Origin of the sequence: Pseudomonas sp. PA27(2017) (assembly GCF_001945445.1) — a bacterium.
Classification (GTDB): Bacteria; Pseudomonadota; Gammaproteobacteria; order Pseudomonadales; family Pseudomonadaceae; genus Aquipseudomonas.
Window position 1 is genome coordinate 1 of record NZ_MSXW01000001.1, and the last position, 5,109, is coordinate 5,109.

Annotated in this window: 5 protein-coding genes; 3 read left to right on the forward strand and 2 right to left on the reverse strand. The window is 46.4% G+C overall.

The genetic code is table 11. The features are described 5' to 3' along the window. Positions 1 to 515 precede the first annotated feature (515 nt). From BVH06_RS25860 to BVH06_RS25170, 3 genes are read left to right on the forward strand one after another with little or no spacing between them, the layout of a single operon-like run. Positions 516 to 1,058, forward strand: a complete 543-nt coding sequence (locus BVH06_RS25860) for a hypothetical protein (RefSeq protein ID WP_139315516.1) — start codon at positions 516 to 518, stop codon at positions 1,056 to 1,058. A gap of 48 nt (positions 1,059 to 1,106) precedes the next feature. Further along, a complete protein-coding gene (locus BVH06_RS00010; RefSeq protein ID WP_075932789.1) occupies positions 1,107 to 2,267 on the forward strand; it encodes a nucleoid-associated protein in 1,161 nt (386 codons plus the stop codon). Then, a complete protein-coding gene (locus BVH06_RS25170) occupies positions 2,251 to 3,474 on the forward strand; it encodes a hypothetical protein (RefSeq protein ID WP_139315517.1) in 1,224 nt (407 codons plus the stop codon). The genes BVH06_RS00010 and BVH06_RS25170 overlap by 17 nt, the downstream gene beginning before the upstream one ends. 289 nt (positions 3,475 to 3,763) lie before the next feature. On the opposite strand, the gene BVH06_RS00015 is transcribed toward BVH06_RS25170, so the two are convergent. Beyond that, positions 3,764 to 4,450 (reverse strand): NYN domain-containing protein, encoded by a 687-nt coding sequence (locus BVH06_RS00015; protein WP_075932790.1) that lies wholly within the window; start codon positions 4,448 to 4,450, stop codon positions 3,764 to 3,766. Between the two features lie 288 nt (positions 4,451 to 4,738). Continuing rightward, positions 4,739 to 5,109, reverse strand: a 371-nt coding sequence (locus BVH06_RS00020; RefSeq protein WP_139315518.1) for an IS3 family transposase, incomplete at its 5' end; no start/stop codon positions are given.

The window sequence follows — 5,109 nt, forward strand, 5'->3', positions numbered from 1 at the left end:
CGCCATGGCATCACCGGCGGGGCTCCAACTACGCGGCTTAAAGTCAGGTCGGTTCCTTCCACAATCTTGGCCTTTGTTGCACTATGGGAGTCTATAAGGACTATCAACATGGACTATAGCCATGGACATAGTGCAAACATTACCCTTTGGAGTATGTCTTGTACATAGTCCAAATAATCTATATTTCTATTGAATGAACATTACTGATAGAGCCCTTCTACTAATCAGCGCGAGCAACCTCAGCGAGCTGACCCGAGCAGGCGAGACGGACTACAACCGTTGGGTGAGTATTAAGCGCGGCAGAGCGCGGGTCGGAGCTGAAGAAATAGAGATATTGGGCAAGGCTTACCCGAATTACAGATGGTGGCTGAGCACTGGGGAGGTGATGCCTGAAATCGGCCAAACGAGCCCCGAATACGACGAGGCCAATCGAACCTTGACCGGTCAAAACGCGGGATAGCGATCACTCAGGAAGTAGCTAGGCGCTGGTACGCCCGAACGACAAGGATGAAGGAATGAAAGCTGACAGGGATGATGCACCGACTCACTTCAGGCCAAGTGCCCGCAGAAGCAATGGATCAACATGGATTGTTGCGTCATTTCTGGGAAGCATCCTCACGGTAGGAATGCTCTACACCCTGAGCGCGCTTTATATGCATGACGTGGCTGACCAAATACTTAACGGCCAAAAGTCAAAGCAAGCCCCCATCGCAGAAATCACCAGATCGGCGCCCGCCGAAAAAGACTGGGACAAGATCGTTGAAGAGGTGGCGAGACGCTCAAGCGAAACGGAGCGAACTTCGCAAAGTACTCAGATTCAGCAGCCTAAACAAACTGAATACAACGCAGCAACATATCTACCGGCTCATGCAGTCAATGTGATACCTGCAACACGAGCACATCAAGTAAGAGAGACGGCGAAGAGTGCAGACAAGGTGCGCGTAACAATAATAGAACAGTCACCTAGCATGAAAGATCGCGCGTGCTGGCCTCACAAGGAAGGAAGCATAGAACGCAGAAACTGTAGGTCTGCAGTTGGGCTAAGCCACAGAGATTAACCAGCAAAGATAATAATATAAGTCAGCACAAGCAGAATAGGGAAAGCCATGAACAACAAAGTGGGCACTGAAGTTAGCGAAGATAGCAAATCAGAGAAAACACCGACTGCTTCACCTAGCATATCTGTACTAGCAGCTATAACTGCATCACTAGAACGAGACAAAGAGACTAAAGGCCACCCCTTCAAGTATCAAGTCGGTAACACATGGAATTTGAAAAACAACGTTTCTACAGAATTCGTTGAGCAAATACAAAAAAAGTTTCGAAGAAAAAATAAGTTTCACAGCTATTTTTCTGGACTACCATCTAACAAAACACCGGATGGATTAAAAAAACTAATATCAGGAGATATAGCGCTAGATGACTTAGCGGTAGAACTGATAAAAATTCTAACCATAACAGCCAATGAGTCGGAGAGTCGAAACCTTGTAGGCGGAAACATCGTGTTCATGCATTACAAAACTTTTGGCGACTATGAAGATCATGGAAGACTGATGATTGTAATGGTTGACAAAAAAGGAGCCTTTGAATTTGAAGAAGGAACCCTTCAGCCGAGAAGATTACAACCTATAGATACTGACGCATTGCGACAAGCTGCAATGTTCGATCTGACGCTATTTCTCGAGATACACCCCAAAAAAGAAGGTTCAGCGTACCTGCACTTCATCGACGGGAAGTCAAAAGCTGAGTTTTTCAAAACAGCTTTAGGGTGCGACATAAAAGTCACAAACCAGCAAAGCGTAAACAATGTGTTCGAGGCAATCAAGAAATTCTCAAATGAGAATAAACTTGGGCCAGCATTCCTGAAAAAGGTTACTGAAAAAGTTTACGAACATATTGAAAAAAATCTGGGCAAACAAGTTTCACTAGTTGAAATACAACAAGTAATAGACAAAGGCCTACCTGCAGGACACAAACTCACAGCAACATTTGCTAAATATGCAAATGAAAATGGATTTCAAATCAACTCTGTTTTTGAAGCGACACGGCAAGCTTTAGAAAAAAGCATCTCTATTAAAATCACTGATTTCAATAGCAACTATTCTGTATCGGTAAAAGCTGCATCGATAGGATACGCAGGATCGAATAAACCGGTGCAGGTAGATGACGAGCTAACTTATCTAAAAATCCCCTTAAGCGAAGCAGATAGAGAGAAAATAAAAGCTAGCATTGGAGATCACGAGAGCTCAGATGAAGACTCTAACTGAGCTTTTACAAAAGTTACCGCCCAAGGCAGAGGGCGGCTTTCTTTGCATTTACGGTAGCGAAGAAGAACTTAGAAAAGCTCACAGTGAAATTTGTGAGATTGGGTACTTGAGAGCCCAAACCATAGAAAGCCATGATGCCGAAATATATTACTTAGCTATTGAACTAGACGCCGAAGCTTGGGACAACAACTCTCCCTTTTATGAGTCAATTGAAGCTCTATGGGATGAGGCAAGGAACCATGAAAAACTCCCGGCAAATTACTATATTCTTAAAGAAAAAATTCATAGTGAGTGCGATAAAAAAGCAAAAGAAATAAAAACGATAGAGCACTATCTGAGCTGGAGACAATTTCTGACGAGTCTCAAAGACCACAGAGGCTCAGAGGGCAATGATTCAACGCTCATATACTTCATAAGCACAGACAAAGGAGCAAAGATTTACGAAGTAAACCCTAAAAAAATCAAGCTCCCTGAACTGTTGGAGCTGTGCATTACAGACAGCACGAGCGAAGATCTTGACCAACTACACAGTGCAATCAAACTTTTAGATGGTCATCAAAAAGAACGTAGAGATGTTTTAAGAACATCCCTAGCGGAATTACTTGAAGAAAACACATCAATGCCTTGGCTGATAACGCAGGGGAGTAGACTACAAAAGAAATACAAAGAAAACTACGATGTATATCTTCACAAATTCTCGGCAAATAAATTACTTACAGAAATAGAAGAAAAGTCCACTGAGTACATAACAAAAATCAACGATTCAATATCCTCAAGCCAAACAAAAGCTTTTGCAATTCCAGGAGCAGTAATTGCTGTTGCGGCACTAGCTCGAAGTGATGATATCCCATCGTTAGGAATGGTATGCTTTTCTCTATTATGTGTATGGATTCTGACCGTCATAGCCAACAGAATTCATTCTGAGGCTTACGACGCTTTAGCCGAGCAAATAAAACGTTCCCTAAAACGTTACGAAGTGATGAAAGATGAAAACGAAGTACGAGTAAGCGCAGAGGAAGCAAAAGAAAAATTACTCACCATCATAATAAAATCCAAATCAAGACTGATTTTTATAAATGACCTTGCTGCAGGTGTGTTAATCATAGGAATTATTTATGCCATCGCAAAAAACGACGAACTAAACGACTTCACAAAACAGATATTAAAATTTGCTTTCTCACAGATTAAAGACCTGAGCATTCCTTAGCGAGCTGACTCAGGCGAAAAACGATCCAACCCAAGATTGGAAAGCGTCGTGGTGTCGAAAAAGTGTCGTAAACGCTAGGCAGCAAAGGGCTACATTGGGCAGGCGTGAATAAACATACGGTGCGTATTTGCTGACGTTGAGCAAACATAGGCAGCAAAGGGCAGTAATTGAAACGGATTCAAATCCCCCCGGCTCCACCAAATCGAAACACCATAAGCCCCTGATTATCCTAGAGATTTTCAGGGGCTTTTGGTTTTCTGGGATTGCGAGTGTCCCAAAAGTGTCACAGCTACCAATAATCCGGCTTAATGATTGCTGGCTTCTTGAGTAGCGGAACCTTGACTGGAAGCTGGCAAGAGGAAAGCTCCTCATCAGTTATGTAGGTGCGCATCCAGTCCGCATGCCGCTTCAATGAGCCAGGCGGATTACGCACAAGCTCATTGCCTTCTTGCCTATGGGGAAGAATCACGCCCAGTCGGATATGCGGGAAGTCTTGGCGAATCGCGGCTAGAGCAGGGGCAAGATCGGTATCACCTGAAACCAGAATGATCTGCTCTATTTGCAACTGCTCTGCGCGGCAAGCTGCACGGTACATTCCCAACGCGATGTTCACGTCTGTCTCTTTCTCTTCAAGCTGCCAGACAGCAACCTGATCCTTTCGAGACGCCTTCTGCCCTTCGACGTACCGAGGAGCGTACCCCTTAGCTAGACGATGATTGCCCTGGGTAACAGAAACACCTCTCGCCTGTAGAGCGCGGATGTAACGATGCTGCGCATCATTCGAGGCTTGACCACGAGTGGCGAGGCGGGCAATGACAGGCGAAGTGAAGTAGTCGATGGACGCTGGTACAGACGCAGGATCCTGGACGTGAAGAACGGCAGTTAGTAACGCAGTCAGATCCAACCATTTATGGTCGGAGCCATGCAGAACGCCGTAATAGAGGTTGTAGCCGTCTACGAAGAAAGCTGTACGCACAATGCCCTATCCCTAGAAACGAAAAAACCGGCTTTAGGGGCCGGTTTCTTCACCCGAGGCTAAGGCTGAACTAAATCGGCCCGCCAAGGGTTGAGTCGTGAGCGAAGTATCGCGCAATAACCGAGGTTATACAAGAGTTCGTACGGACAGGGCCGGACAGCCGCGAACAACACTGACGCTTACCCTAGCCCGCTTTTCTCATCAGAACCAACCAGCGAAACACCTACCAACGGGCTCAGCTTCACCGCTTCCGCCAGAAGGTCTGTCCCGGAGCTAATGGACAGGTAGTTAAGAGCGACTGCTCGTATTTCGCCGCTCAAACTCCATCGGACTGAGATAGCCCAGTGTCGAGTGGCGGCGGCGGTGATTGTAAAAGCGGATGTAGTCGAACAGGTCGGTTTTCGCCTCCTGGTAGCTGGCGTAGCGGGTCAGGTACACCCGCTCGGTCTTCAGCGAACGAAAGAAGCTATCCATCGCTGCGTTGTCCCAGCAGTTCCCCGGGCGCGAATGGCTGGGCACGATGCGATGTCGCCGCAGCAAGGCCTGGTAATCGTACGCGCAGTATTGGCTGCCACGATCCGAGTGCAGCAGTACCTCGGTTTGCGGCTGTCGGCGAGCCACGGCCATCTCCAGCGCGGCGTGTACCAGAGCCTGCTGCA

Bases quoted from the DNA above. Each gene is read 5' to 3' on its own strand.
- BVH06_RS00010 (WP_075932789.1), top strand. From the start codon at position 1,107: ATGAACAACAAAGTGGGCACTGAAGTTAGCGAAGATAGCAAATCAGAG.
- BVH06_RS25170 (WP_139315517.1), top strand. From the start codon at position 2,251: ATGAAGACTCTAACTGAGCTTTTACAAAAGTTACCGCCCAAGGCAGAG.
- BVH06_RS25860 (WP_139315516.1), top strand. From the start codon at position 516: ATGAAAGCTGACAGGGATGATGCACCGACTCACTTCAGGCCAAGTGCC.